Genomic DNA, 25,735 nt, shown 5'->3' with positions numbered 1-25,735 from the left:
CGGGAACGGACGGCTTTATGCGAGTTTACGACCACTGGCAGATTCCTCCGGAGGCGCGCGGCGCCTCCATTGCCATGGGCAATTTCGATGGTGTGCATCTGGGGCACCGCTCTGTGATCGATCTGGCGCGTCGTGACGGCGTGCCTTTGGGGGTTGTGACGTTCGAACCCCACCCGCGCGAGTTTTTCCGCCCCGAAGATCCGCCTTTCCGTCTGATGAATGCCGAAGCCCGCCGCAACCGGCTGGAAAAGCTGGGCGTCGACAGTCTTTATGCGCTTCCGTTCGATGCGCAGCTGGCGTCGATGGAGCCGGAACCCTTTGCCCGCGATGTGCTGGCAGAGGGGCTTGGCGTGTCCAATGTGACGGTCGGGCGCGATTTCCGCTTTGGCCGCAAGCGGGCAGGCGGGGTAGAGGAGCTGGCGCTCTTTGGCCAGAGATTCGGGTTTGACGTGACTGTGGCGCCGCTTCTGGAAGTGGAGGGGGTGCATGTGTCCTCCACCGCGATCCGCAATGCGCTGTCCGAGGGCCAGCCGGAACTCGCAGCCGCCATGCTGGGCCACCTGCACCGGATCGAAGGGGCGGTCATTCATGGCGAGAAACGCGGGCGCGAGTTGGGCTTTCCCACGGCCAATATGTCGGTGGACGGGCTGCATCTGCCGAAACTCGGCGTCTATGCGGTGAAGGTCGATGTGATGACCGGTCCGCAGAAGGGCAGCTATATGGGCGCGGCCAGCCTTGGGGTGCGACCGATGTTCGGGGTCAATACGCCCAATCTTGAAACCTATCTGCTGGATTTCAAGGGCGATCTTTACGGCCAGCATCTATCGATCGCGCTGGTCGAGTATCTGCGCCCCGAACTGGCCTTTACCGGCATCCCCGACCTGATCACGCAGATGGATCGTGATGTCGAACGCACCCGCGAGATCTTGACCGCCTGAGCCAAGAGACGCATTGCCTTTCCCAGCCAAATGATGAGTCTCCTTCTATGTCCAAGCTACGCAAGAAATTCTGGGAACTGCCGCTCGGGGATCTGAATGCCTCGGAATGGGAGGCGCTGTGCGACGGGTGCGGCAAGTGCTGCCTCAACAAGCTGGAATTCGTTGATACCAACGAAGTCGAGTTTACCCGTGTTGCCTGCCGTCTGCTGGATGGGCAGACCTGCCGCTGTGCGCAATACGAGATCCGGCACCATTTCGTGCCCGAATGCGTGCGTCTGACACCGGAGTCGATCGAGCAGATCGCCTACTGGATGCCGCGCACCTGCGCCTATCGGTTGCGGTTTGAAGACAAGCCGCTGGAAAGCTGGCACTATCTTCTTTCCGGATCGAAAGAGACGGTGCATGAGGCGGGCCAGTCCGTGCGTGGCTGGACCGTGCCGGAATACGAGGTGCCGGAAGAAGACTGGGAAGATTATGTGATCGAGGATCTTTCATGAATTTCGGCTCTGACAACACTTCGGCGGTGGCTCCTCGCATTATGGAGGCCATTCAGGCCGCCAATGAAGGCCATGCGCGCCCCTATGGCGGCGATGCCCTGACGCCGGTTGTCGAAGCCCGTATCCGCGATATTTTCGAGGCCCCCGAGGCGCGTGTTTTTCTGGTGACCTCCGGCACGGCGGCCAATGCCCTGTCCTGCGCGCTTCTGACCCGACCGTGGGAGGCGATTTTCTGCCATCGCAACGCCCATATCGAGGAAGACGAATGCGGCGCGCCGGAATTTTTCACCGATGGGGCCAAGCTGGTTCTGGTGGAGGGCGAAGATGCCAAGATGGAACCGCAGGCGCTTCGGGACAAGATCCGCCATACGGGGGCGGCAATCCATAATATCAAGCGCGGTATGGTCTCGATCACCAATGCGACCGAATTCGGCACTGTTTACACGGTGGACGAGGTCAAGGCGCTGTGTGATGTGGCCCGCGAATTCGATCTGCCGGTGCATATGGATGGGGCGCGCTTTGCCAATGCGGTGGTGCGTCTGGGCTGTAGCCCTGCTGATCTGACATGGAAGGCGGGGGTGGATGTGCTCTCGTTCGGTGGTACCAAGAATGGCTGTATGGGGGTCGAGGCGGTGGTGGTTTTCGATCCCGCCCGGGCGCAGGAATTCGAGATCCGGCGCAAGCGTTCGGGGCAGTTGATGTCCAAACACCGCTATCTGGCGGCGCAGATGATGGCCTATCTTTACGGCGATCTGTGGCTGTTGCTGGCACGTCAGGCCAACGCAATGGCGCGCAAGCTGGCGGATGGTCTGGCAAGCCTGCCCGAGGTGCGGATGCTGCATCCCACGCAGGCCAATGCGGTTTTTGTGGCCATGCCGCGCCATTTGCACCAGAAGCTCCACGATCACGGTGCCTATTACTATTTCTGGCCCTTCGATCAGGATCTGGAAGGCGATGCGGAAGAGGTGCTTTCGGCGCGGCTGGTATGTTCGTGGTCGACCACGACGCCCGAGATCGAGACCTTTCTGGGGCTTCTGGGCTGGGTTGCGCCTGCCAGATCGCTGCCCGAAGCGCCGCGCAGCCTAGCGCCGCAGGAGGCCGAGCCCGATTCCGCCCAGCACGAGGGCTCCCGCTAGCCAGAAGCGCGGGCCGGGCAGTTCGGCCAGAAACACCGCGCCGCCCAATGCGGCGATCAGCGGCACGCTCAACTGCGCGAGAGCCGCCTGCGTCGCGGGGATCTGCGGCAGCACCCGATACCACAGCGCATAGCCTAAGCCCGATGTTATCGCCCCCGACGCCAGTGTGGCCCAAAGCCCGTAGGAGGCCCCCGCCATCGGGCTGCCGGCCCCGAGCCACCAGAGCAGCGCAAGAGGCGTGGCAAGGGCGAAGTTGAACGCCGTGGCCGTCAGCGCATCGCGTGCCTTTGCCCCGTTCAGCGAATACAGCCCCCAGCCCATGCCTGCCGCCATCATCCATGCCAGTCCGGTCATGTCGATACGCAGATCTCCTTGCGGCCACAGCAGAACCGCCAGCCCCGCGAGCGCCATGCCTGCCCCCAACCAGCGTAACGGGGGGATGTGTGTCTTGCGGAAGACCGCGGCCCCGAACATGGTGATCTGCACGGTGCCGAACAGCGTCAGCGCGCCCACACCGGCATCCAGCCGTCCGGAGGCGCGTGAAAAGCCCCAGATATACAGAAACAGGGTCGCCACACCCAAAGCCAGCATGGCAGGCGGGGGCGGATGGCGCAGGCGTATCCCGCTGAGCAGGCATAGCACCACCGCCCCCGCCCCAAGCCGTAGCACCCCGACAAGCGCCGGATCCCAGCCCGCCCCGAACACGGCCATCCGGTTCAGCACCGAATTGGCCGCAAAAGCGATCATCACAAGGCAGGTAGTCAGAAACAGGCGCATCCCGTCACTCTGCCGGTCCTAAGCCAGCTTGGCAAATGCGACTTTCGGGCAATGAAAAAGCCCGGCACTTTGGCCGGGCTTTCGGATCGTATCGGAGGCGGTCTTACGACTGGCTATACATGCCTTCGTAGATCGGCTTGATGGTTTCGGTTTCAAACAGCGACGAGACCGAGGTGCCCGACCATGTGTTCAGGATGGCTTGGGCAAACATCGGCGCGGTCGGCACGATGCGGATATTGGGGCATTTCTTCACGGCTTCGGTCGCTTGGATCGAGTCGGTGATCACCAGCGATTTCATGACCGATTTCGACACGCGCTCGACAGCGGGGCCCGACAGGACACCGTGGGTGATATAGGCATGAACCTCGACAGCGCCCGCTTCCATCAGCACTTCGGCGGCTTTGCACAGCGTGCCTGCGGTATCGCAGATGTCATCGACGATGATACATTTCTTGCCGGTCACATCCCCGATCACGGTCATGCCGGCCACTTCGCCCGCTTTCTCGCGGCGTTTGTCGACGATGGCCAGCGGCGCACCGATGCGCTTGGCGATCTCGCGGGCACGGGCCACACCGCCGACATCGGGGGAGATGACCATGACATCATCCATATCGCCTTTGAAGTGGTGCATGATATCGAGCGAGAAGACCGGCGAGGCATAGAGGTTATCCACCGGAATATCGAAGAAGCCCTGAATCTGCGTCGCATGCAGATCCAGCGTCAGAATGCGGTTCACACCGGCTTCGGTCAGCAGGTTCGCCACCAGCTTGGCCGAGATCGGGGTACGGGCCTTGGTGCGGCGGTCCTGGCGGGCATAGCCGAAATAGGGGATCACGGCGGTGATACGATCCGCCGAGGAGCGTTTGAGCGCATCGGCCATGATCAGCAGTTCCATCAGGTTGTCATTGGCCGGATTGGAGGTGGGCTGGATGACATACATGTCTTCGCCACGAACGTTCTCGTAGACTTCGACGAAGATTTCCTGATCGTTGAACCGCTCGACGCGGGCATCGACGAGGCCCACGGACATTCCGCGATGCATCGACATCCGGCGGGCAATGGCCTCGGCCAACGGGCGGTTGGCATTGCCGGCGATCAGTTTGGGTTCAGTCATGGCGGACATGGGCTTTGGCTCCGGGCAGCGCCGCAAGGGAAGGTCGCGGCAGAGATTCGCTTACATTGCGCCTGCCTTAGCACCGAGGTAGCGTCTGGGCAAATCCAAGGGTGCAAGGGAGACATGCGAATGTCACATATTGATTACTACTTCTCGGTTTTTTCGCCTTATACCTATTTCGCGGGGCTGCGTCTTGAAGAGATTGCAACCCGTCACGGGGCGCAGGTGACCTATCGGCCGCTGGACCTGATGGCGCTGTTCGATCGCACGGGGGGCACCCGTCCGGCGGACCGCCATCCGTCGCGGATGCAATATCGCAATCAGGAGGTCACGCGCTGGTCGCAGAAACTGGGGCTGCCGATGCCCAATATCTCGGTGCCCGTGCCCAATGCCGCCCCCGCCTCTTATGCGATCATCGCGGCCCAGAAGGCCGGTGGCGGCGATCTGGGGGGGCTGGTCCATGCCATTGCCCGCGCCCGTTGGGCCGAAGGGCGCGACATCGCCGAGGAAGGGCTGATCCGCGCGGCGCTGGAGGCCAATGGTTTTGACGGCAATCTGGTGACGACGGGGTTGTTTGACGGGGCGATTGCCTACGAGAAAAACCTTGAAGACGCGGTGGCCGCAGGGGTCTTCGGCTCGCCCTTCTATATCGTGACCGACACCGACCAGCGCTTCTTCGGGCAGGACCGGCTGGCGTTTCTCGACAGCTATCTGGGGACATGTGCATGATCGATGACCGCAGGGGCGTCCAGATCGCCTCGGAATTGCTCGGGGGCGGCGAACGCCCGGCTTTGGCGATCCATTGCATGCTGGGCAATGCCCGCGCATGGGAGCCGTCCTTCGCGCTGCTGGAAGACCGGATGACCGCGCGGGTCTTCGACCTGCCGGGGCACGGGCGGTCGGGCGAATGGGCCGCAGAAGAGGCCGCCGGTGCCTTCGAGAGGCTGGTGACACAGATTGCGGCCAGTTTCATCGACCGCCCGCTTGATCTGATCGGGCATAGCTTCGGCTCCAGCGTGGCGCTGCGGCTGGCGGTTGCGGCCCCCGAGGCCATCCGCAGTCTGACGCTGATCGAGCCCATTCTTTTTGCCGCCATCGAAGGCACGCCGGAATATGATGCGGTGGCCAAGGACCAGAAACATCTGATGCAGCTTCTGGCTGCAGGAAAGCGCGAAGAGGCGGCACGGGCCTTTCTGGCGCAATGGGGCAGCGGTGTGCCTTGGGAGGCTCTGCCAGAGCATCAACGCGCGCGCTTCATGGAGCAGATGCCCATTCTGGCCAATACGACCACAGCAAATTTCGCCGATCCCGGGCAGATCCTGCGGGCGGACGGGATCGAGGCGATTGACGCGCCGGTCCTGCTGATCCACGGCGACCAGACCCACCCTTCGGTGCCGCTGGTCTGTGCCGAACTGGCGGTGCGGATGCAGAATGTCGGGACGGCGACGGTGCCGGGGGCAGGGCATATGCTGCCGCTGACGCATTTTGAAAGTCTGGCCGATCTGATCGGCGTCAATCTCGACCGCTCCTGAAGCGGACGCCGCGCTGATCGGGCGCGGCGTTCACTCTCATATCAGCCTGTTTACATGGCCCATCTTGCGGCCCGGCTTGGCCTCGGCCTTGCCGTAAAGATGGATCTGCGTGCGCGGGGTCTTGGCAAATTCGGGCACGCGCAGCACATCATCGCCGATCAGGTTGAGCATCTCGACATCGGCATAGCGCGCGCCATCGCCCAAGGGCCAGCCCGCGATCGCGCGGATATGTTGTTCGAACTGGTCGACGGCACAGCCCGCCTGCGTCCAGTGGCCCGAATTATGCACACGCGGCGCGATCTCGTTGACGATCAGCCCCCCCTTGGTGACAAACAGCTCGACCCCCATCACGCCGACATAGTCCAGCGCATTCAGGATCTTTGCCGCCATCAGAACGGCATCCATGCGCAGGCTGTCAGGGATTTGCGCCGGCACGGTGGTGGTGTGCAGAATGCCGTTCTTATGAACATTCTGACCGGGGTCGAAACAGGCGACCTCACCGGTGGTGCCACGCGCGGCAATCACCGAAATCTCCATCGAGAAGTCGATGAACCCTTCCAGAACCGCCTCGGCCCCTGCCATCGCGGCCAGCGCCTCGGGGGCATCTTCGGGCGCCATGATCCGCGCCTGACCCTTTCCGTCATAGCCCAGACGGGTGGTTTTCAGGATTGCGGGCGTGCCGATCTCGGCAATCGCCGCGTCGAGGCTGACCGTATCGGTGACCTTGGCCCACGGCGCGGTCTTCAGCCCGATCTCACCCAAGAAGCTCTTCTCGATAATCCGGTCCTGCGAGGTCGCCAGGGCGCGCCGGTTGGGATGCAGCGGGCGGATGGCCTCGAGGATATCCAGCGCCGAGGTGGGGATGTTCTCGAACTCATAGGTGATCACGTCCACCGAACGGGCGAAGGCGCGCAGGGCCTCGGCATCCTCATAGGACGCTGTGGTCACCTGATGTGCCACATCGGCTGCGGGCGGATTGGCGCCGGGTTCGAAGATATGGGTCTTGAAGCCCAGACGCGAGGCCGCAACCGAGAGCATGCGTCCCAGTTGTCCGCCGCCCAGAATGCCGATCATGGCTCCGGGTTGCAACGAGATGTCGGTCATGGATGAACGTCCTGCGGCTCGTCAGGGATCGAGTCGGACAGGGTCGTGCGCCATGTGTCCAGCCGCTCGGCCAGCGCCGCGTCCTGAAGCGCCAGAATGCCCGCTGCCAGAAGGGCCGCATTGGGCGCACCGGCAGAACCGATCGCCATTGTGGCCACAGGGTAGCCTTTGGGCATCTGGAGGATGGAATAGAGGCTATCGACCCCCGAAAGCGCCTTTGTCTGCACCGGCACACCGATCACGGGCACACGGGTCTTGGAGGCCATCATGCCGGGCAGGTGGGCCGCGCCGCCTGCACCTGCGATGATCACTTGCAGCCCGCGCTCGACAGCGGTCTTGCCATAGGTCCACAGGCGATCGGGTGTTCTATGTGCCGAAACGATCTTCGTCTCGTAGCTGACCCCGAGATCGTCAAGGATCTGTGCTGCGCCCTTCATGGTCGGCCAATCGGACTGGCTCCCCATGATGATTCCGACTTTTACGCCCAATGGTACCTCCTGAAACTTTGAAAGCGCACTATAGGCGCGCAGCCGTTCTGAGCAAGACCAAAGGGGGGATTCGGGGCTTAGGCGAGGATGTCGGGGATCAGTTTGTCTTCGATACGGGCGATCTCGTCTTTCAGTTGCAGCTTCTGCCGCTTCATGCGCGACAGACGCAACTGGTCGCAATGGGCCACAGCCTGAAGGGCTGCAATGGCTTCATCAAGATCGCGATGTTCCTGACGTAGCACCGCAAGTTTGACCCGCAGGACTTCTTCGTGTTCCATTTCGACATGCGCATTCATGATGGCGTTCCGTAGATTGCTGTATGGCGCCGGCCTCAAAGGGTGACTCGGCAGGTGTTCATTTTTATTAATACACGATTTTTTGGAATTTCGGAAGAAAATCGACGTTAATCCTTCTCTGGCAGGGTCTTGCGGTATGCGCTGCGGCTGACCATATTCATAGGGAAGGGCCGCCGGTGCATGGGGCCCGTTCGCTGCACGTCGCTTTGAAAAGGGCTTGCCTGATGACGAAACTAGGCTTTGGGTCGCATCCGTATCTGCTGGGCTTTGACCAGCTGGAACGATTGGTGGAACGGACGGCCAAAACAGGGTCGGATGCCTATCCGCCCTATAATATCGAACAGTCGGGGCCGGATTGCTACCGGATCACTCTGGCGGTGGCGGGATTTGCCGAAGAGGATCTGTCGATCACGATGGAGGATCGCGCGCTTGTGATCCGTGGTCGGCAGGGTGAAGACGGTGCGGACCGCGTTTATCTTTACCGTGGAATCGCTGCACGCGCCTTCCAGCGCAGCTTCGTGCTGGCGGATGGGGTCGATGTGGCGGGCGCGTCGATGGAAAACGGGCTCTTGCATGTCGATCTGCGGCGGGTGGTGCCCGATCCCGTCGTGCAGACGATCCCGATCTCGAAAAAATAACATCAGGCAGGAGGACTTGCGATGCATACGAAATTCGACTTTGCGCCCGAAGGCCAGACGGACCGGATTGCCTATATCCGTGCGGTGGATGCGGGCGATCTGCCCGAGGAGGTGAAAGCCCAGCTGGGCGATGTCAAACAGCTTTACGCGCTGCATTCTTCTGACGGCGAGCGGCTGGCCTTGGTCCGTGACCGCGAAATGGCCTTTATCCTTGCGCGGCAGAACGACCTTGCGCCTGTGACGGTGCATTGATCGCAAGGGCCGTCGGCAGAAGACAAATCCGGCCTCTGGAGGCGGGAGGCTGACTGATATCGGGGTGCCGCATAGGCGCCCCGTTTTCTTTGGACGTGAGGCGTGTCCGGCGGCTGGTCCCAAAGGGGGGCATGGCCCGCCGGACCCTCAGGCCACGCCTTTTTCCAGGCCCCGCGATTGGGTATGTGGCAGCAGCGCCGGACCCAGTTCGCGGCAAATTCTGCCGGAGAGGGCCGGATAGGCCAGCGGGCCGTAATCTGCGGGTAGGCGGGAAAGCTGGGGCAGCGATTGCCGGATCAGCTTCTGGCAGGCGGGGCCGAGCATCGCCCATGCCTCGGTGCCGGGATAGAGGGTTTCGGCCCATGCGCCTTCGGCCATGATGACCTGATGATGCTCGGTCAGGATGTGCCAGTATCGCAGCCGCGGATAGGCGACGGGCTGGATGCCGGACCTGAGCCCGACAAGGTGACGCGCCGCAGCCAGACCCTGCCTGTATCCCGTAAGGTCTTCTAAGGCGGGATGGCTGACCAGCACCCGATGGTGGGCCGAAACAAGCAGCGCCCGCGTGTTGCCCAATATGCCTTTCGCAAAGCGGATAGGCGCGGCGCGCCCGAGGGCCGCGACCTCGCGGCAACCGATCCAGAGAATACGGGCGGGCGGACCGTGAGGGGTGATCAGCCTGTCGCGCGGGGTCAGGTTTTGCACGGGGCGGGGGCCATCGACTGTCATGATGCGGGTGTCCTGCGCAAAGCAGACGAAGGGGGCATCGACATGGGCGATGGTCACGCCATCATATTCTACCCCGTCCCATGTGCCCAATGTGATGGACTGGACATTGCTGTAATGCACCCCCGCCGGAATGGAGCTGTCCATCAGGCGGGCGCCCCATGTGCCATCGGTGAACAGCGTGACCTCGATCTCCAGTCCGCTATAGGTGACCCCGTTCACCACCATCGTCGAGTTGGTATAAAGCGCGATTTCCTGCGGATAGAGGTTGAGCGAGGGGCCCGAGATATATTCGGCGGGATCGGGGCTATGCACATCATCGGTGTCGTAGTCCCAGATAATCCCGTCATTATTGGTGTCATGTAGCGTGATTTCGGTATAGCCTGCCGGATCGACCGAGCGGCCATTTCCGCTGGCATTGAGGTTGTCCTGCGAGGCTGCGGAATAGCCCGGCCATGTGCTGGAGGAATACCATCCCCAAGAAGATGTATCTGCCATAGGTTACAATCTATGCTTCAAAATCCCGTTCTTCGGGAGATTGGCAAACAAAGCTTAAATTGCGGTGAAATGCGCCGGAGGCCGCAGGCCATAGGGGGCGGCAGAACGGAACGGGCCTGAACAGGGCAGGGGAAACCGGAAGGCAAAAAACCGCCCCGAGGGGGGCGGCTTTCCAGAGGTTTGTTAGGTTCCGGACCTGTCTGTGTGTGACAGGGTTATTCGGCCAGACCCTGTTCGGCCAGCCAGCGTTCGGCATCTAGTGCGGCCATGCAGCCCATGCCCGCCGAGGTGACGGCCTGACGGTAGGTGTGGTCGGTCAGATCGCCTGCGGCAAAGACGCCCTCGATCGAGGTGCGGGTCGAACCCGGCTCGACCCAGACATAGCCGCCCTCCTGCAGTTTGAGCTGGTCCTTCACCAGTTCCGAAGCGGGCGCATGGCCGATGGCCACGAAGAAACCGTCACAGGGGATTTCGCGCTCGGCGCCATCGGCGGTGGATTTCACCCGCACGCCGGTCACGCCCAGGGGCGCCTCGGTGCCAAGAACTTCTTCAACGGTGTGGTTCCAGACCACCTCGACCTTGGGGTTCTTGAACAGGCGTTCTTGCAGGATCTTCTCGGCGCGGAAGCTGTCGCGGCGGTGGATCACGGTGACCTTGGAGGCGAAATTGGTCAGGAAGAGCGCCTCTTCCACCGCCGTATTGCCGCCGCCGATCACCACGACCTCCTTGCCGCGATAGAAGAATCCGTCGCAGGTGGCGCAGGCCGACACGCCGAAGCCCTGGAACTTGTCTTCCGAGGGCAGGCCCAGCCATTTTGCCTGAGCGCCGGTGGCCAGCACGACCGCATCGGCCACATAGGTGGTGCCCGAGTCGCCCTGCGCGGTGAAGGGGCGTGCGCCCAGATCGAGCGAGGTGATGTAATCACCGATGATCTCGGTGCCCATCGCGCGGGCGTGCTCTTCCATCTGCACCATCAGGTCAGGGCCTTGGACCTCGGTATGGCCGGGCCAGTTCTCGACCTCGGTGGTGATGGTCAGCTGGCCGCCCGGTTGCAGGCCCTGCACCAGAACGGGCTGGAGCATGGCGCGCGAGGCATAGACGCCTGCGGTATAGCCAGCGGGGCCGGAGCCGATGATGAGCAGTTTTGTTTTCTTGGTCGTCTCGGACATGCCGGTCTCCTGAGATTCCTGTCTTGCAGCGCGTTTGATGCGGATATAGACACCGCAACCTGCGACGAAAACCCCCCGCCGAGCTCGACGGAAGGAATGATGCGATTGTGCCGCGCGGCGGATCGGGTCCGCCTTTGCGAAATCAGGGTGCGATTGCGCTTGCAGATAAAGATGTGAAATATTATTGCGCAACTGCGATATTTTCGATAGTTTTCGGCGCAAGGCGGAGGTGTGATCATGGCCAGTTCAAAGCTTGACGAAATCGACCGGAAAATCTTGGCCGAGTTACAGGCCGACGGGCGTATGACGAATGTGGAGCTGGCAAAGCGTGTGGGGATCTCGGCACCGCCCTGCCTGCGGCGTGTGCGCACGCTGGAAGAGGCGGGATATATCCGCGGCTACCATGCTGATGTGAACCCGCGCGAGCTGAATTTCGAGGTGCAGGTTTTTGCCTCGGTCCGGCTGCATTCGCAATCCGAGGCCGATCTGGCGCAGTTCGAGGCGCGTTGCAATACATGGCCGCTGGTGCGGGAATGCCATATGCTCAATGGCGAGATCGATTTCATCCTGAAATGCGTGGCCCCCGATCTCTCGACCTTCCAGAGCTTCCTGATGAGCGATCTGACCGCTGCGGAAAACGTGGCCAGCGTGAAAACCTCGCTGGTGATCCGTTGTGCCAAGGACGAGCCCGGTGTGCCTTTCGACGTGCTGGAAAGCCGTCTGGCCAAGCAGGCCTGAACCTGTCTGGCCACGGGGCGGGGCGCGTGAAGCCCCTGACGGCCAAGAAGGTAGCCCCGAGCGAAGGGGCCGCATCTGGCAGCCGCGCATAAATTCGTGAGCCTCTGTGCAAAAATCGCGGTGTGCAGTCGGGCTGTTTCGGGCTAGACTGGCTGCATGGACAAGCCTCTTTCTCTATGGTCGCGCATCGCGGCGGCACTTGCTTCCCTGACGCGGGGGGAGGCGCTTTCGGATGTGTTCGACCAACTGCGCGCGCCGCCCGAACGGTCGGTGGCCTTCACCATTGCGGTGATCGCGCTGGGGGCAAAGATGGCCAAGGCCGACGGGCAGGTGACCCGTAACGAGGTCGAGACATTCCGCCGGATTTTCTCGATCCCGCCGGGCGAAGAGACCAATGCCGCGCGTGTCTTCAACATGGCGCGCACCGATGTGGCCGGTTTTGATGCCTATGCGCGCAAGATTGCCGCGATGTTCGGTCCGGGCAACGGGGTGTTGAAAGACGTGCTGGAGGGGCTGTTTGCCATTGCGGTGGCCGATGGTGATTTCCACGAGAATGAAGAGATCTTCCTGAAAGAGGTGGCGCGGATCTTCGGTTTGAAGGACTGCTGCTATAGCGCCATCCGTGCCAGCTACGTGGCAGGGCCCGATCCGGACCCTTGGGCCGTTCTGGAGGTCGCGCCGGATGCGAGCCTTGACGAGGTACGCAAGGCGTGGAAGGCGGCGATACGCGAGGCCCATCCCGATCGCGCGATTGCCCGCGGGATGCCGGAAGAGGCCGTGCGTCTGGCTCAAGACCGGACAGTGGCGCTGAACCGTGCGTGGGAAGAGATTCGCACGCGGCGGGAGATGGCCTAGGGGCATCATGCAGCGCGATATCAATTTGCGGATCGCGACCTATAATGTGGAGTGGTTCACCAATCTGTTCGATGCGCAGGGCGAGCCGTTATTTGACGGGCGGCCTACGCGCCACGAGCAGACGACCGCCGCCGGTCAGGCACGGGCGGTGGCGCGGGTGATGGCCTCTGTCGATGCCGATCTGATGCTTGTGGTCGAGGCCCCCGATGACGGGGTCGGGCGGCATACACGGGTCAGTCTGGAGCTGTTTGCCGAGTATTTCGGGTTGCGCACCCGTGCCTGTCTGCATGGGGCGGCCAGTGTGACCCAGCAAGAGATCGCCTTGCTCTATGATCCTGATCGGGTGGCGGTGAGGCTTGATCCGGAACCGGGAAGCCATCCGGTGCCGCGCGTGCACGGGCTGAGTGCGGCCGATCATGTCTTCGACAAGCCGCCGCTTGAAGCGATCATCGAAAGTGCGGGCAGCACCTTCCATCTGATCGGGGTGCATATCAAATCGAAGGTCTCGCATGGCCAGACCGCGCGGAACATGCACCGGCTGGCGTTGCGCAGCCGTCGCAAGCAGCTTGTGCAATCGCTCTGGCTGCGCGAGCGGGTGGAGGACCTGCTACGGCAGGGGAAGTCACTGATTTTGCTGGGAGATCTGAACGATGGTCCGGGGCTGGACGAATATGAAGAAGTGCTGGGCCAATCCGCGCTGGAAGTGATTTCGGGGCAGCTCGGGCCGGGGCGGTATCTGCTGCATGATCCGCATGCCCGCCTGCAGGTCGGGCCGACGCTTGCCCAACCCGCATCGGCGCGGTTCTGGTCTGTGGCCGATCAGCATTATTTCGGCGCGATGGTCGATTACATCATGGTGTCGGGGGATCTTTGCGCCAACCGGCCTGCATGGCGGATCTGGCATCCGTTCGACGACCCCGCCTGTTATCGCAATGCCGAATTGCGGGAGGCGCTGCTGACCGCTTCGGACCATTTTCCGGTATCGCTGGATCTGGTGCTGCATGCCCCCGTCGAAGCAGGGGCAGCACAAGGCCGCCCTTAGGCGGGCTGGCGGATGACCGGCTTCACGCCAAGCGAATTGCATAGCGAGGTGAAGCGCGATTCGGTGACTTCGCCAAACAGGTCCGCGCCCTTGCGGGTCAGGCTGAGTTCCAGCCGCTTGTCCTCGCGGTGATGGGTCAGCACGCCCGCCTCGGTCGGATCGTCAATCGAGAACATGGCCGCAAAGCGCATGGCCTTGCCCAAGATTTCGGCCTCGCGGATCTGGTCTTTCGAGAGCAGCTTGAAAAGGGCCTGATGCGCCGAGTTCGAGCGGTTGTTCTTGTAGCGATGCAAAAGCGCGAGCCCGACCAGAATCCGCTCCGGATGGGACAAGGCCGCCATATTGGCGCGGGTGACGTTTTCGAAACAGGCATCGGCGCGGTAATCGGGATGGGTGCGCCATGTCGTGTCATGCAGCAGGCAGGCCGCACGGATCAGACGGTAGGTTTCGGGCGGCACCTCGCCCCAGATCGGCTGGATGAAGCTGTGCATCTTCTTGCCAAAGCCGGGCAGGCGGGCGGCACGGCGTTCGGCATGACGGCACGCCTCGATCAGCGGATCGCGGCGGCGCAGACGGTCGGGCATCTGTTCGTAAAGCAGCCCCTCGCGGATCCCGTAAGAGGACACGTCGATTTCGGCGGGCTGGAACAGCGCGACCAGTTCGCGCAGCACGATGGCCGCATAGGGCACCAGATCCATCCGTGCCGAACCGATGCCGGTGCGGGTGCGCAAATCCGAGAGATTGGTGCTTTCGATCATCTCGAGGGTTTTGCCCACCGCCTCCGGTGTCATCCGGTATTCATGCAGCACCAGAAGCGGATAGGCCTCGCGCTCCATATCGATGCGGGCAATGGCGCGCCACGATCCACCGACCAGATAGATCCGCTCGTAATCGGTGCCCACCTCGGCGGCCAGCCGCTGCATGGTCTCTTTGACATGGGCAATCTGCGCCGCACGGTCGCCCACAAGCTGCAAACGGAACGGCCCGAGCTGCGAGGAAACCCGCCGCCAGACCTTGCCATCTCGCACCTCTGCCAGTTCCATCGAATTGCCGCCGATATCGCAGATGAGACCGTTGGCATCGGGCCAGCCCAGCAGCACGCCCTGTGCCGACAGTCGCGCCTCTTCGGGACCGTCCACCACATGGATGGTCAGGCCGGTTTCCTGTTCGATCAGCTTGTGGAAGTCCGGCCCGTCTTCGGCATCGCGCATGGCGGCGGTGGCCACACAGGTCAGTGAATTGACCTTCATCCCCTTGGCCAGCGCGGCAAAGCGGCGCATCGCGGTCAGGGCGCGGATGCGCCCTTCGGGGTTCAATCGGCCCGTTTCGGCCAACCCCTGCCCGAGCCCCGCCATGACTTTCTCATTGAAAAAATAGGCAGGCGAACGCGCCGCGCCGTCAAAGACGACCATGCGGATAGAGTTCGAGCCTATATCGACGACCCCAACACGGCTGAGCGCGCGAATCGAGGGGTCGTCAAAGAGCGGTTTTCCGAAGGGATCCCACTCGTCATTGTCAGTGCTGCTACCGACGGCCACCATATCTGCCATCTGTGCCTTCCGGGCTAAACAAACATCGCCCAAATTCTAGGCTCAGTCGAAGCTATGAGCAAGCTTTGGCACGTCACTTGCCCCTGCGGAACCCCGTCCCGAAAGCGACGGGTTTTCCATGAAGAAGCGGTGACAGCTGAACAGCGTCTGATTGTCCTCGGGCAGATAGCGGATGAATTTGCCATCGGGCTGCAAAATCCAGCTTTGGGCCTCATCGGCCATATTCGCCGCCATGATCTGTTCGGTGATCTGCGCCTTGACGGTGGGGTTTGTGGTCTCCACCAGCGTTTCCACGCGCCGGTTGAGGTTGCGCCCCATCCAGTCGGCCGAGCTGAAAAAGACCCGCGCCTTTTTCGAGGGCAGCCCGTGGCCATTGCCAAAGCAGACGATCCGCGAATGCTCCAGATAGCGCCCGACGATGGATTTCACGCGGATATTCTCCGACAGGCCCTTGATGCCGGGGCGGATACCGCAGATGCCACGGATCACAAGGCTTATCTTCACGCCCGCATTCGAGGCGGCATAGAGCGCGTCGATCACCTCGGGGTCGATGATCGAATTCATCTTCGCCCAGATTTCGGCGGGTTTACCGGCTTTGGCATGTTCGGCCTCACGGGCGATCAGCTCCAGCAGGCGCGGCTTCAGCGTATGGGGCGAGATTGCAAGGTTCTCGAGATTTTCCGGCTGCACATAGCCCGAAAGATAGTTGAAAACCTTGGTCGCATCGCGCCCGAGCGCATCGTCACAGGTGAAGAAGCTGAGATCGGTATAGATTTTGGCCGTGATCGGGTGGTAGTTGCCGGTGCCGTAATGGGTATAGGTTACAAGACTGTCTCCCTCGCGGCGCACCACGGTGCTGATCTTGGCGTGGGTTTTGTAATTGGTGAAACCATAGACCACATGCGCGCCCGCGCGTTCCAGCATCCGCGACTGGCGGATATTGGCGGCCTCGTCGAAACGGGCTTTCAGCTCGACCAGTGCCGTGACCATCTTGCCGTTCTCGGCGGCCTCGCAGAGCGCGGCGACAATGGGCGAATCCTTCGAGGTCCGGTAGAGGGTCTGCTTGATGGCCACCACATTGGGGTCATTGGCCGCCTGTGCCAGAAACCGCACCACCATATCGAAGGTCTCGTAGGGGTGATGCAGCAACATGTCTTTCTGGCGGATCGCCGCGAACATATTGCCTTCATGGTCCTGCACCCGTTCGGGAACGCGAGGGGTGAAGGAGGGCCAGAGCAGGTCGGGGCGGTCGTCAAGGATCAGCTCCTTGAGATCGGCCACGCCCAGAAGGCCGCGCACTTCCACCACCTCGTCTTGCGTGACATGCAATTCCTCGCGGATCACCTGATGCAGGCTTTCGGGCGCACCTGCCGTGATTTTCAGCCGGATCACCTGACCGCGCCGCCGCCGCTTCAGGGCGGTTTCAAACTCGCGCACCAGATCCTCGGCCTCGTCCTCGATCTCGAGATCGCTGTCGCGGAGCACGCGGAAGGCACAATGGCCGCGCTCGCGGAAGCCGGGGAAGAGCGAGTTCAGGTGCAAGAGCAGCACGTCTTCCAGCGGCAGGAAGCGCGCCTCTCCGGGCAGGCGGACAAACCGGTCGATCTGCTGCGGAATCGGCAGAAGCGCCTGCATACGGCGCTTGTCGCCGGGGCGTTCCAGCTCCAGTGCCAGACAGAAGCCCAGATTGGGGATGAACGGGAAGGGGTGGGCCGGATCAATCGCCAGAGGCGAGAGCACCGGAAACACCTTTTGCAGGAAGTGATCGCGCAGGAAAACCAGATCGTCTTCGGTCAGCGTCGCGCGGGTCACCACATGGATGCCCGCCTCGTCCAGTTCACGCCGGATGGTGTTCCAGCTCGATTGCTGCATATCCATCAGCTGGCGGGCGTCTTCATTGATCAGTTGCAGCTGTTCGCGCGGGGTGAGCCCGTCATGCGAGGGGATGTTATTGCCCTCGCGGACCAGTTCGCGCAGACCGGCCACGCGCACGGTGTAGAACTCATCAAGATTGGTGGCCGAGATCGAGACGAAGCGCAGCCGTTCGAGCAGCGGAACGCGCGGATTGGTGGCCTCTTCCAAGACCCGCCAGTTGAACGCGAGCCATGACAGCTCGCGGTTGAAGAAACGTCCGGGACCGGAGATGACTTCCTCGGGAAGTTCGACGGGCACGGGAAACGGGGTTTTGAGAAAATCAGCCTGTGTCATGACCGCGGTTATTGCCCTGAAATGTATCGGAAAGATGACAGTTTGATCAATCTTCCTCGTGAAGACCAAGACTGTCCAGAACGTCCGAGGCCAAAGAGCGGGTAATCGCGCGTTTTTCCGACAGTGACCTTGCGTCAAGAGCGGCCACCAGTGCCCGTGCCGTCGCCAGAGACCTGTCCATCCGGCTGACAAGCCACGGGATCAGCGTCACCGGCACATGAATCTGGCGGTCTGCAAACATTTTCACCAGAACGGCAGCCAGCAGTGCATCATCGGGTGGCATGATCTTGGCGCTGGTCGTGGCCTCCATACGCGAGCGCAGGTCCGGCACCACAAGCCCCCAGTCACGCGGCGCGGTGCGGGCGGTCAGCAAAAGCTTCACCCCCTCCGCCTGACACAGATTGCACAGGTGGAACAGCAGTGATTCGCGTTCGCGGGTGCCCGCGATGTGATTGGCGTCATCCACGACGATTGCGCCCGCTGTTGCCAGCCAGGGCGCATCATAGTTCTGCAATTCGGCGGCGGGGATCAGCGGCGCGCGGTTCGCATCGGCCCAGATCTGCGCCAGATGGGTTTTGCCCGCGCCGGCATCGCCGGTCAGGATCATTCGCCCCGAGGTCCAGCTTTCGGGCGTGTCGAGCATCGCCAGCGCCAGCGCGTTGGCCTGTGCGACATAGTAATCCTCGCGCCCCTGCGACTGGCGCAGCGGCAGGTCGAATATCAGCTGTTTGCCTGTCATCCTGCCTCCCCCGGTCTGGCCGGGTCGTGCCTTTTCACTTGGTGAAATCTTCCGGCGGAAGATCCTTGGCGCCGACCCCTTTGTAAAGCGGTCCTTGCATGTACTGCTGGATGCCAAAACGTGCAAGCACACCCAGCATCGCCGCGACAGGCACCGCAACCAGCATCCCCACAAAACCGAACAGCGTCCCGAAGGCCGACAGGGCGAAGATCAGCCACAAAGGATGCAGCCCGATGGAATTGCCGACAAGCTTCGGCGTGATGATATTGCCTTCCAGAAACTGCCCCAGCGCGAATATGGCCGCCACAATCGCGATATGGCCCCATTCGCCCCAGAACTGGAACAGCGCAAGCCCGATGGCAAGGCTGCCGCCGATAATCGCACCGACATAGGGGATAAAGGTCAACGACCCCGCAATCGCCCCCGCGATCAGGCCGAAGTTCAGCCCCGCAAGCATCAGCCCGACGGCGTAGAACGTCCCGAGGATCAGGCAGACGGTCACCTGCCCGCGCACGAAGCCCGACAGGACGCGGTCGATATCGCGCGCGAGGCTGCGGATGGTGGCGGCATGTTCGCGCGGCAGCATCCGGTCGACCTTGGCCACAATCGGGTCCCAGTCGAGCAGCATATAGAAGGCCACCACCGGCACCACGACGATGAAGACGATGAAATTGACCACGCCCATAGCCGAGCTGAGCAGGGTGCTGGCCAGCTCGCCGCCGCGCTCCTGAATGGTCTGCCCGATCGAGACCAGCGCCTCGTTTACCGGCGAGCCGCTTTGTGCCAGTTCGGGGAATTGGGTCGTCAGGAAGTCTTTCAACTGGTTGAAAATCTGCGGCGCCGTTTGCACAAGTTGCGTCAACTGGTCGACCAGAAGCGGCACGATGGCCAGCGCCGCAATCACGAAGATCAGCGTGGCGGTGACGGCAATCACGGTGGTGGCCAAGGCGCGCGACATGAATTTTTCCAGCCGGTCGGCCACGGGATCAAGGAAATACGCGATGGCACCGCCCACGATAAAGGGCAGGATCACATCTCCCATCAGCCAGAGCGCCAGCACGAAAACGACGATGACGATGGACCAGATGAGCGCTTGGTTGCGCATGGTAAAAGACATGATTGCTCCTGATATGGGTCTTGCGCAGAATGACGAAAAATCGGGCAAAGGCAACCGCCCGCACCGGACAGTGTCCCCGACGCCCTCGCGATTGCGCATGTCAGGGCGCTTGAGAAGACGTGAACATAAGATAGGCGGGCGGGGCTTGCATCCAAGGGCGGCGGGCGTCACTCATGACGCGCCACAAACAGGAGCGTAAAATGAAGACCTTCTTTGTGATGGCGATGGTTTCGCTGGGGCTTGCACTTCCAGCCGCCGCAGAGACGGCCCGCGCCGATCTGGTCGATGCACAGGGGCAGGCATTGGCCTCTGTGACGGTCGCCGATCTGGCCCCCGAGGAGGGGTCTGTGCGTCTGGCGCTGGCTACGGTCGAACTGGCGGCAGGCGACAGGCTCGGGGCAGGGGTCGAGCTGGCCTCGGCCAGCGCCTGTCCGCGTGGGGCGGCGGGCACGCTGCTGATCCCGCAGTCGGATCTTCCGCCCGACCCCAAGGCACAGGCCGACCGCCAAATGCAGGCGCAGGGGCAGGCACCGAAATTGCTGCTGCCTGCCGCCGGTCGTCAGAAGGCCGAATATCTTCTGCCCGATACCGATGTGCGCAGCGCCTTCCTTTCGCGGCAGCCGCGTGCGGTCAGCCTGCGCCAGAACGGTGTGCAGCTTGCCTGTGCGCTGTTCCAGACCGTGCCGGACACTGCGGAGCAGGCGCAAGATCTGTGATGCGCGTGGTTGCTCTTGCCTGACCGCGCCGAATGGGCTAGCCCGAAGGCCAGTTTCACCTAACCGACAGGGGCCGTCCCTCATGCGTCTTTCCCGTTACTTTCTTCCCGTTCTGAAGGAAAACCCGTCCGAGGCGCAGATTGCCTCGCACCGGCTGATGCTGCGTGCCGGCATGATCAAGCAACAGCAGGCCGGTATCTATTCGTGGCTGCCGCTGGGCTATAAGGTTCTGCGCCGTATCGAACAGATCGTGCATGAGGAACAGATCCGCGCGGGCCATATTCCGGTGCTGATGCCGACGATGCAATCGGCGGAACTCTGGCAGGAATCGGGCCGCTATGACGCCTATGGCCCCGAGATGCTGCGCATCAAGGACCGTCATGGCCGCGACATGCTTTACGGGCCGACCAATGAGGAGATGATCACCGACATCTTCCGCGCCCATGTCGAAAGCTACAAATCGCTGCCGATGACGCTGTATCAGATCCAGTGGAAATTCCGCGACGAGGTCCGCCCGCGTTTCGGTGTGATGCGTGGCCGCGAATTCTTCATGAAAGACGGCTATAGCTTCGATCTGACCCGCGAAGACGCGCTGCATGCCTATAACCGCCATATGGTCTCCTACCTGCGCACCTATGAGCGTATGGGCCTGACCGCGATCCCGATGCGCGCCGATTCCGGCCCGATTGGTGGCGACAATACCCATGAGTTCCTCGTGCTGGCCCCCACGGGCGAGTCGGAGGTGTTCTATGACAGCAATGTCACCGACCTCACCTTGGGCGACCGCGAGGTCGATTACGACAACCGCGAAGAGGTGGAAGCGATCTGCAAGGAGTTCACCACGCTTTACGCCCGCACCGACGAGACCCATGACGAGGCGATCTTCAACGAGGTCCCTGAAGAGCGCCGCAAATCGGCCCGTGGGATCGAGGTTGGCCAGATCTTCTATTTCGGCACCAAATATTCGGAATCGATGGGCGCTGTTGTCCAGACGCCCGACGGGTCGAAAGTGCCGGTCGAGATGGGCTCGCACGGGATCGGTGTCTCGCGTCTGGTCGGCGCGCTGATCGAGGCGAACCACGACGACAAGGGCATCATCTGGCCCGAGGGCGTGACTCCCTTCCACGTGGGGATCGTCAACCTCAAGCAGGGCGACGCGGCCTGTGACAGCGCCTGCGACGCGCTTTATGCCGCGCTGGTGAAGGCGGGTCTGGACCCGCTTTACGATGACCGCAACGAACGGGCGGGCGCGAAATTCGCCACGATGGACCTGATCGGTCTGCCGTGGCGGATTACCGTGGGGCCGCGCGGTCTGGCGGCCAATAAGGTCGAGCTGACCTCGCGCCGTAGCGGCGAAAGCGAGGAAATGTCGGCAGATGCGGCTGTGGCCAAGATCATCGAGATCTACGCCCCCCACCGCTAAGGTTCAGGCCCCCGCTTCCTGCAAGCGGGGGTTTTTCATGCGGTCATCCGCCTCGGGGCGCCAGTTGCAGATGCAGATGGTCGTCATGGCGCGCCGCCCGACAGCCCTGAAAGCGGATCTTGGGCTCGTTTGCGCCAATCTCTGCCACCAGATGCGGTTCCAGAAAGACCTTGCCGATGGCAGGGTCGGCCTGAAGAACCGCCAGCAGGTCACGGGTCCGCTGAGGGTCCAGCTGATAGTCGGGGAAGAGCCCCTGTAGCCACCCCATATCCCAGCGCAAGGTCGGCCATTTGCGCGGGCAGTCCGAGGGCCCTTGCTGGAAGGCGAAATAGCCGATGGGCGAGCGGGTTTTGCCCGCCAGATACTGGCCATCGCGCATATAATACAGCGCCAGATCCGCCTTGCGCCCGTCCTTATGCGACAGGTGCGGCAGCAGCGGAAAACCGTCGAGAAAGGGGAAATTGGCGTCCAGCACCTGCGTGATCGTTCCCGGATGGCGGTCCTGCATGGTCTGGGCCGTGCGTTCCAGCGCGGCTTTCAGATCGGGCGTCACATAATTGCGGTTGAGTGCACAGGTCAGCCAGCTACGCATTTCCAGCGGGCCAGTGGCGTGGCCAGTGCCGTGGCAGGGGAGGGCCACCCGACCGCCCAGCGGTGCAAGCCACAGGCAGGCCGCCCATAACACCAGATAGCTCAGCGCAAAGAGCGCCAGACGCAGAGTGCGCCGTGGCATGGGCAAAGAAAGCAGCCACGCCACCCCGCCGATCTGGGTCAGGAATGTCAGCCCGAGAATAACAAAACCTTGCAGAATATAGCGCATCAGAAACAGCCCGTCATTGCTTTGTGGCATCTGGCACAGGGCGGGATCGCAGGCAATATGCAAGATCTTGATTGAAAAAATCAGGAAAATGCGGCATGGGCTTGGTCTGTAGGTTTATAACATCCCGTGATGCCGATGCCCGTTCTGTTCCGTCTGTCCGCGTTTGTCCTTGGCGTTGCCTGTGCGGTACCGCTTGCCGCGCCACTTGCCGCGCAAGAGGCGGCACCCGCGCCTTGGGTCGCGTGGGGGGAGATGCTGTTTCACGACACCGAGCTGTCGCAGAATGGCACGCAATCCTGCGCCACCTGCCATGATCCGGCGCTGGCCTTCACTGATCCACGTGAATCACAGGCGGGGCGGGCAGTGTCTTTGGGCGATGACATGACAAGTCTGGGCGACAGGAACGCGCCGACTTTGGGCTATGCGCGCTTTTCCCCCGCCTTCGGTCAGGATGGCTCGGGGATCTATCGTGGCGGGCAGTTCCATGACGGGCGTGCCAAGGATCTGACCGAGCAGGCGCGTGGCCCGCTGTTCAACCCGATCGAGATGGGGCTGGCATCGGCGGGGCTGTTTGCCCGGCGACTGGCTGAAAACCCCGATCAGGCGCGGCTGGCCCGCGATCTGGCGGGCATTGCCGACCCCGAAGCCGACCCCGAAGCCACTTTGGCCGCCGCCACCAAGGCGATTGCCGCCTTCGAGGCCACGGACGAATTCGCCCCTTTCGACAGCCGCTATGACCGTTTTCTGCGCGGCGAGATCGAATTGACGGATGAAGAGGAACTGGGGCGCATCCTGTTCTTTTCGCAGCAGTTTACAAATTGCAACCAGTGCCATCAGCTGCGCGCGACACCGGGCGAGGCGGGGGAGACCTTCTCGAATTACCAATACCATAATATCGGTGTTCCGGTGAATGTTGCCGCGCGCGGGCTGAATGGTGTGGCCAGCGATTTCCACGATCAGGGGCTTCTGGCCAACCCCGCCATCACCGACCCCGCACAGGCGGGCAAGTTCAAGGTGCCGACCCTGCGCAATGTGGCGGTCACCGGCCCCTATATGCATAACGGGGTGTTCTCCGACCTGCGCACGGTGATCCTGTTCTACAACACCTATAACACCAAGCGCCCCGAGCGGCATATCAACCCCGAAACCGGCAAGCCCTTTGCGCCGCCGGAAGTGGCGGGGACGCTGTCCCTTAAAGAGCTGGAGATCGGGCCTGCGCTGGATGACCAGCGTATCGACGCGCTGGTGGCGTTTCTCAAGACCCTGACCGATGCGCGCTACGAGCCGCTGCTGGAGCCGTAATATCGGCAGTTTGATGCAGGTGGCACCGGCCAGCGCTTGACCTTTCCCCCGCGTGCCGCAACTGTGCCGCGCGATTACGATTATCCGGAGAGACCATATGGCTGGCCAAAGCAGGCCCTTCTCGGCGTTTGAATTCATGATTGCCTGGCGCTACTTGCGGGCACGTCGGGCCGAAGGCGGGGTCTCGGTGATGACCTGGATCAGCCTGATCGGCATCACGCTGGGGGTGGCTGCGCTGATCATCACGCTGGCCGTGCGCGCGGGCTTCCGCGCGGAATTCGTGGATACCATTCTTGGTGCAAATCCCCATGTCACGGTCTATTCGGCACCAACCGAGGTGGTGGAGGGCTCGGGCGTCTATAGCCGGATCATCCGTGATTATGACGCACGCGCCAAGCGCATCGCCGCAATTCCCGGTGTGACAGATGCCGCGCCCTTGGTGAAAGGGCAGGTGATGGCCACGTTCAACGACCGCAACAATGTGGGCGAGGTGTTCGGCATCCGCAAAGCGGATCTGGAAAAAATCCCCGGCGTGGCGCATTCGGATCAGGCCATTGGCAGTCTGGACAATTTCGATCAGGGCATCGCCATCGGGTCCGGCATGGCGCGCGACCTTGGCATCGGTCTGGGGGACAAGCTGCGCCTTCTGTCGCCCGAAGGGGCCAAGACCGCCTTTGGCACCAGCCCGCGGGTCTCGGCCTATACGGTGACCTATATCTTCTCGGCGGGGCGCTATGACATCGACCAGACCCGCATCTATATGCCCTTCACCGAGGCGCAGAGCTATTTCAACCGCGAGGGTGGGGCCGACGAGATTGATGTCAGTGTGACCGACCCCGAGAATGTGGATAACTGGACGCCCCAGCTTATGGAGGCGGGCGGCGAGGGCACCATGCTCTGGACATGGCGCGACAGCTCGGGGAGCTTTCTCAAGGCGCTGACGATGGAGGATAATGTGATGTTCATTATCCTGTCGGTGCTGGTGCTGATTGCCTCGATGAATATCACCTCGGGCCTGATCATGCTGGTCAAGAACAAGGGCCGCGACATCGGGATCTTGCGCACGATGGGGCTGACCGAAGGCTCGATCCTGCGGGTGTTTTTTCTGTGTGGCGCCTTTACCGGCGTGATCGGCACCCTTGCGGGGCTGGTCGTGGGGGTGGTGTTCTCGCTGAATATCCAGCACATCATGGACGGGCTGAATGCGCTTAATGGCGGCGATGTCTGGGATGCCTCGGTGCGCGGCATCTACGAGCTTCCCGCCAAGCTGCAGGTGATGGATGTGGTCAAATCCGTGGGCCTGTCGCTTGGGCTCAGCTTTGTGGTGACAATTTTTCCCGCCCGTCGTGCGGCGCGTCTGAACCCTGTGGAGGCCCTGCGCTATGAGTGATGTGTTGAAGCTCTCCGGCATCGAGAAAATCTATAACCGTGGCACGGCCAAAGAGATCGCTGTGCTGCGGGGCCTTGATCTGGCGATTGCACCGGGGCAGGTGGTGGCACTGGTCGCGCCTTCGGGCACCGGTAAATCGACGCTTCTGCATATCGCGGGGCTGCTGGATACGCCCGATACCGGCGAGGTGCAGATTGACGGTGAGGATCTGGGGCGCGCCTCCGACAAGCGGCGTACGGCGGCACGGCGGAATTCGCTGGGCTTTGTCTACCAGTTCCATCATCTGCTGCCCGAATTTACCGCCGAGGAAAATATCGTGCTGCCGCAATTGGCCAATGGGGTCGCTCGTGCCGAGGCGGTGTCTCATGCCCGCTCCCTGCTGGAGCGCGTCGGCCTGAAGGACCGCGCCAGCCACCGCCCCTCGGCGCTTTCGGGCGGCGAACAGCAGCGGGTAGCGTTTTGCCGCGCCTTGGCCAATAAACCGCGCCTGCTTCTGGCGGATGAACCCACCGGCAATCTTGATCCGGCGACCTCGGATACGGTATTCGCGGCGCTGATGGATCTCGTGCGCGAGACGAATCTTTCGGCGCTGATTGCGACCCATAATATGGAGCTTGCACAGCGTATGGATCGGGTGCTCCGGCTGGATGGGGGGCTGTTGAGGGACTGA

Annotated in this window: 27 protein-coding genes; 15 read left to right on the top strand and 12 right to left on the bottom strand. The window is 62.1% G+C overall.

All coding sequences use genetic code 11. The features are described from left to right. The first annotated feature begins 17 nt into the window (after positions 1–17). The 3 genes from WDB88_RS11800 to WDB88_RS11790 are packed head-to-tail and all read left to right on the top strand — an operon-like array spanning position 18 to position 2,571. Positions 18–938, top strand: coding sequence for a bifunctional riboflavin kinase/FAD synthetase (locus tag WDB88_RS11800; protein WP_339107873.1), 921 nt, complete (start codon positions 18–20; stop codon positions 936–938). Between the two features lie 47 nt (positions 939–985). Beyond that, positions 986–1,435 carry a YcgN family cysteine cluster protein gene (locus WDB88_RS11795; protein ID WP_339107872.1) on the top strand — a complete coding sequence of 150 codons (450 nt, stop codon included), beginning with the start codon at positions 986–988 and terminating at the stop codon, positions 1,433–1,435. Next, positions 1,432–2,571 (top strand): low specificity L-threonine aldolase, encoded by a 1,140-nt coding sequence (locus WDB88_RS11790; protein ID WP_339107870.1) that lies wholly within the window; start codon positions 1,432–1,434, stop codon positions 2,569–2,571. The genes WDB88_RS11795 and WDB88_RS11790 overlap by 4 nt, the downstream gene beginning before the upstream one ends. On the opposite strand, the gene WDB88_RS11785 is transcribed toward WDB88_RS11790, so the two are convergent. Together WDB88_RS11785 and WDB88_RS11780 are read right to left on the bottom strand one after the other, a co-directional pair. Then, positions 2,518–3,348, bottom strand: coding sequence for a DMT family transporter (locus WDB88_RS11785; protein ID WP_339107869.1), 831 nt, complete (start codon positions 3,346–3,348; stop codon positions 2,518–2,520). The two genes, WDB88_RS11790 and WDB88_RS11785, sit on opposite strands and share 54 nt — an antisense overlap. Positions 3,349–3,451: 103 nt before the next feature. After that, a complete protein-coding gene (locus WDB88_RS11780; RefSeq protein WP_339107868.1) occupies positions 3,452–4,471 on the bottom strand; it encodes a ribose-phosphate pyrophosphokinase in 1,020 nt (339 codons plus the stop codon). Positions 4,472–4,591: 120 nt separating this feature from the next. On the opposite strand from WDB88_RS11780, the gene WDB88_RS11775 reads away from it, so the two are divergent. After that, complete coding sequence (locus tag WDB88_RS11775; protein ID WP_339107867.1) at positions 4,592–5,191, top strand: 2-hydroxychromene-2-carboxylate isomerase; 600 nt, start codon at positions 4,592–4,594, stop codon at positions 5,189–5,191. Then, positions 5,188–5,994: an alpha/beta hydrolase gene (locus WDB88_RS11770; RefSeq protein ID WP_339107866.1), complete on the top strand. Its 807-nt coding sequence runs from the start codon at positions 5,188–5,190 to the stop codon at positions 5,992–5,994. Before WDB88_RS11775 ends, WDB88_RS11770 begins: the two co-directional genes overlap by 4 nt. Before the next feature lie 36 nt (positions 5,995–6,030). Here WDB88_RS11770 and WDB88_RS11765 read toward each other — a convergent pair whose 3' ends face one another. The 3 genes from WDB88_RS11765 to WDB88_RS11755 form a co-directional block, all read right to left on the bottom strand. After that, positions 6,031–7,098 carry a 5-(carboxyamino)imidazole ribonucleotide synthase gene (locus WDB88_RS11765; RefSeq protein ID WP_339107865.1) on the bottom strand — a complete coding sequence of 356 codons (1,068 nt, stop codon included), beginning with the start codon at positions 7,096–7,098 and terminating at the stop codon, positions 6,031–6,033. Continuing rightward, on the bottom strand, positions 7,095–7,586 hold the full coding sequence (gene purE / locus WDB88_RS11760; RefSeq protein WP_339107864.1) for a 5-(carboxyamino)imidazole ribonucleotide mutase: 492 nt from the start codon (positions 7,584–7,586) through the stop codon (positions 7,095–7,097). Before purE ends, WDB88_RS11765 begins: the two co-directional genes overlap by 4 nt. 77 nt (positions 7,587–7,663) lie before the next feature. Further along, a complete protein-coding gene (locus tag WDB88_RS11755; protein ID WP_339107863.1) occupies positions 7,664–7,882 on the bottom strand; it encodes a DUF465 domain-containing protein in 219 nt (72 codons plus the stop codon). A 224-nt stretch (positions 7,883–8,106) separates the two neighbouring features. Here WDB88_RS11755 and WDB88_RS11750 point away from each other — a divergent pair, with 224 nt between their 5' ends. Further along, positions 8,107–8,520 (top strand): Hsp20 family protein, encoded by a 414-nt coding sequence (locus tag WDB88_RS11750; protein WP_339107862.1) that lies wholly within the window; start codon positions 8,107–8,109, stop codon positions 8,518–8,520. Between the two features lie 21 nt (positions 8,521–8,541). Continuing rightward, positions 8,542–8,772: a DUF1150 family protein gene (locus WDB88_RS11745; RefSeq protein WP_339107861.1), complete on the top strand. Its 231-nt coding sequence runs from the start codon at positions 8,542–8,544 to the stop codon at positions 8,770–8,772. A gap of 147 nt (positions 8,773–8,919) precedes the next feature. Here WDB88_RS11745 and WDB88_RS11740 read toward each other — a convergent pair whose 3' ends face one another. Next, positions 8,920–9,996 (bottom strand): Hint domain-containing protein, encoded by a 1,077-nt coding sequence (locus WDB88_RS11740; protein ID WP_339107860.1) that lies wholly within the window; start codon positions 9,994–9,996, stop codon positions 8,920–8,922. 215 nt (positions 9,997–10,211) lie between these two features. Further along, on the bottom strand, positions 10,212–11,165 hold the full coding sequence (trxB, locus tag WDB88_RS11735; protein ID WP_339107859.1) for a thioredoxin-disulfide reductase: 954 nt from the start codon (positions 11,163–11,165) through the stop codon (positions 10,212–10,214). A 237-nt stretch (positions 11,166–11,402) separates the two neighbouring features. On the opposite strand from trxB, the gene WDB88_RS11730 reads away from it, so the two are divergent. The 3 genes from WDB88_RS11730 to WDB88_RS11720 all read left to right on the top strand — a co-directional run bounded on the left by WDB88_RS11730 (position 11,403) and on the right by WDB88_RS11720 (position 13,800). Beyond that, the gene (locus WDB88_RS11730; protein ID WP_339107858.1) at positions 11,403–11,903 is read left to right on the top strand and encodes an Lrp/AsnC family transcriptional regulator; all 501 of its coding nucleotides are present in this window, start codon (positions 11,403–11,405) and stop codon (positions 11,901–11,903) included. A gap of 156 nt (positions 11,904–12,059) precedes the next feature. Further along, the gene (locus tag WDB88_RS11725; protein WP_339107857.1) at positions 12,060–12,758 is read left to right on the top strand and encodes a molecular chaperone DjiA; all 699 of its coding nucleotides are present in this window, start codon (positions 12,060–12,062) and stop codon (positions 12,756–12,758) included. Positions 12,759–12,765: 7 nt separating this feature from the next. Further along, a complete protein-coding gene (locus tag WDB88_RS11720) occupies positions 12,766–13,800 on the top strand; it encodes an endonuclease/exonuclease/phosphatase family protein (protein ID WP_339107856.1) in 1,035 nt (344 codons plus the stop codon). Here the strand turns inward: WDB88_RS11720 and WDB88_RS11715 are convergent. Genes WDB88_RS11715 through WDB88_RS11700 form a run of 4 tightly spaced genes read right to left on the bottom strand, consistent with a single transcriptional unit; the run spans position 13,797 to position 19,414 of the window. Beyond that, positions 13,797–15,350, bottom strand: coding sequence for a Ppx/GppA family phosphatase (locus WDB88_RS11715; protein ID WP_339107855.1), 1,554 nt, complete (start codon positions 15,348–15,350; stop codon positions 13,797–13,799). The two genes, WDB88_RS11720 and WDB88_RS11715, sit on opposite strands and share 4 nt — an antisense overlap. A gap of 42 nt (positions 15,351–15,392) precedes the next feature. Continuing rightward, entirely contained in the window at positions 15,393–17,558 is a 2,166-nt protein-coding gene (locus WDB88_RS11710) for an RNA degradosome polyphosphate kinase (protein WP_339107854.1), read from the bottom strand. Between the two features lie 46 nt (positions 17,559–17,604). Beyond that, positions 17,605–18,297 (bottom strand): DnaA/Hda family protein, encoded by a 693-nt coding sequence (locus WDB88_RS11705; RefSeq protein WP_339107853.1) that lies wholly within the window; start codon positions 18,295–18,297, stop codon positions 17,605–17,607. A 34-nt stretch (positions 18,298–18,331) separates the two neighbouring features. Then, a complete protein-coding gene (locus WDB88_RS11700) occupies positions 18,332–19,414 on the bottom strand; it encodes an AI-2E family transporter (protein WP_339107852.1) in 1,083 nt (360 codons plus the stop codon). Between the two features lie 200 nt (positions 19,415–19,614). Here WDB88_RS11700 and WDB88_RS11695 point away from each other — a divergent pair, with 200 nt between their 5' ends. Both WDB88_RS11695 and proS read left to right on the top strand, forming a co-directional pair. Further along, positions 19,615–20,130 carry a hypothetical protein gene (locus tag WDB88_RS11695; protein WP_339107851.1) on the top strand — a complete coding sequence of 172 codons (516 nt, stop codon included), beginning with the start codon at positions 19,615–19,617 and terminating at the stop codon, positions 20,128–20,130. Positions 20,131–20,212: 82 nt separating this feature from the next. Next, entirely contained in the window at positions 20,213–21,553 is a 1,341-nt protein-coding gene (gene proS / locus WDB88_RS11690) for a proline--tRNA ligase (RefSeq protein WP_339107850.1), read from the top strand. A gap of 43 nt (positions 21,554–21,596) precedes the next feature. On the opposite strand, the gene WDB88_RS11685 is transcribed toward proS, so the two are convergent. Beyond that, positions 21,597–22,373, bottom strand: coding sequence for a hypothetical protein (locus WDB88_RS11685; protein WP_339107849.1), 777 nt, complete (start codon positions 22,371–22,373; stop codon positions 21,597–21,599). Positions 22,374–22,502: 129 nt separating this feature from the next. Here WDB88_RS11685 and WDB88_RS11680 point away from each other — a divergent pair, with 129 nt between their 5' ends. The 3 genes from WDB88_RS11680 (at position 22,503) to WDB88_RS11670 (ending at position 25,735) form a co-directional block, all read left to right on the top strand. Beyond that, a complete protein-coding gene (locus WDB88_RS11680) occupies positions 22,503–23,675 on the top strand; it encodes a cytochrome c peroxidase (protein WP_339107848.1) in 1,173 nt (390 codons plus the stop codon). A gap of 97 nt (positions 23,676–23,772) precedes the next feature. Further along, positions 23,773–25,065 carry a lipoprotein-releasing ABC transporter permease subunit gene (locus tag WDB88_RS11675; RefSeq protein WP_339107847.1) on the top strand — a complete coding sequence of 431 codons (1,293 nt, stop codon included), beginning with the start codon at positions 23,773–23,775 and terminating at the stop codon, positions 25,063–25,065. Continuing rightward, positions 25,058–25,735: an ABC transporter ATP-binding protein gene (locus WDB88_RS11670; RefSeq protein WP_339107846.1), complete on the top strand. Its 678-nt coding sequence runs from the start codon at positions 25,058–25,060 to the stop codon at positions 25,733–25,735. The genes WDB88_RS11675 and WDB88_RS11670 overlap by 8 nt, the downstream gene beginning before the upstream one ends.

Origin of the sequence: Thioclava sp. GXIMD4216 (assembly GCF_037949285.1) — a bacterium.
Classification (GTDB): domain Bacteria; phylum Pseudomonadota; class Alphaproteobacteria; order Rhodobacterales; family Rhodobacteraceae; genus Thioclava; species Thioclava litoralis.
Note: the sequence above shows the minus strand (reverse complement) of the source record. Positions and strands in the feature narration are given on the sequence as shown.